This is a genomic window from Acinetobacter sp. AL9, from assembly GCF_041464035.1.
Lineage (GTDB): Bacteria > Pseudomonadota > Gammaproteobacteria > Pseudomonadales > Moraxellaceae > Acinetobacter > Acinetobacter towneri.
In genome coordinates this window covers 1-1,157 of record NZ_JAYFSK010000130.1, presented here as the reverse complement: position 1 = coordinate 1,157, position 1,157 = coordinate 1, and the positions used below count along the sequence as shown (strand labels likewise).

Genomic DNA, 1,157 nt, shown 5'->3' with positions numbered 1-1,157 from the left:
AAGAACGGACTGACCGCTACAAGTCGGAACTGACCGACTCAGGCTCTAGTTACACGCTTGGCAACAAGACATTAACAGAGTGCGAATTAGTCCTTGAGTATGTTTGAATACATTTTAAGGAACAGTTTGGGTGAGTGGATCAAGCAGAATTAGTTGCTGCTGATGTTCTTCACGAATCATCCAGCGTCCCAAAAAAGTATTAAATAAAATGGCCAACAGAACACCAATGATGGTGCTGCCAATCAAGTTATTGATGAGCATGAAATTTTGGAATTCCGCACTGGTAAACGTATAGGGCTGAAAAACGGGCGCATAGGGGATAATATTGCGCAAGGTCAGCAAAGAACCACCGTAAAATACCACCAAGCAGGGAATGGTGCCCCAAAAGATAATGCTGCGTTTAAACAACAATAAGCCTGTAAAAATGGAGCCAATGGTAAATACGCCTGTGAGTACCGTCATTTGACCCAGAAAATAGCCAATACTCATGAGTGAGCTGCTATAAAAGCCTAAACACAGAATTGGAAAATAATAGAGTGTGGTCTGATTTTCAGGAATACGATAGCTGATGACATATAAAGACCAAGGCAATCAGCAAATACAATATTAAACAACCCAATACCCATGGCAGCATGTATGGGGTAAACAGGGGTTGGCTTTGACTGAGCCAAAGTACCACTAAAAAGAGTAAATGAAAGAAAAAAACCAAGCCACTGACGACACGTGATTTTTGGATGTTATTTAAACTGAGGAGATTTTTATACCCTTGAAAAAATAAAAAATTTCTCTGTACACGACAAATTTCACAGAACCCTTATCCTATCAGGGTTCTGCCTTCTTAAAATTGCCAAAATTTCCTTAAACTCTTCTTTTTTCCCAAAACCAATTAAACGCTGAATCGCCATTTGAACATAGTCTAAACCATAGCGAAATAAACTCATTGAGAGTCGTCCATGCTTCTTTATTTTTATCGCTTTTTTTTGATCATGTTGCCATTCACCCGTTAAGTAACACCAACAGAAGCTTATAGGTAAGCGTCCGCTGAATCCCATACCTATTTTTTAATTCGATTTAGGTTTCCAGCAGTGCGGCAGCAATTCTTCAATTTGGGTCACTTTGTGTGTCGGTAACCTTTTCAGCACATCACTTAAATAGGC

At 39.6% G+C, this 1,157-nt stretch carries 2 protein-coding genes and 1 pseudogene; all 3 read right to left on the bottom strand.

Annotation, left to right across the window (positions count from 1 at the left end):
* Nucleotides 1–114: 114 nt before the first annotated feature.
* On the bottom strand, nucleotides 115–591 hold the full coding sequence (locus ACEO2X_RS13860) for a hypothetical protein (protein ID WP_180009311.1): 477 nt from the start codon (nucleotides 589–591) through the stop codon (nucleotides 115–117).
* A 212-nt stretch (nucleotides 592–803) separates the two neighbouring features.
* Nucleotides 804–1,034, bottom strand: a pseudogene (locus ACEO2X_RS13855) (IS4 family transposase); the annotation flags it as partial.
* 27 nt (nucleotides 1,035–1,061) lie between these two features.
* On the bottom strand, nucleotides 1,062–1,157 hold a 96-nt coding region (locus tag ACEO2X_RS13850; RefSeq protein WP_004785112.1), incomplete at its 5' end, for a transposase domain-containing protein.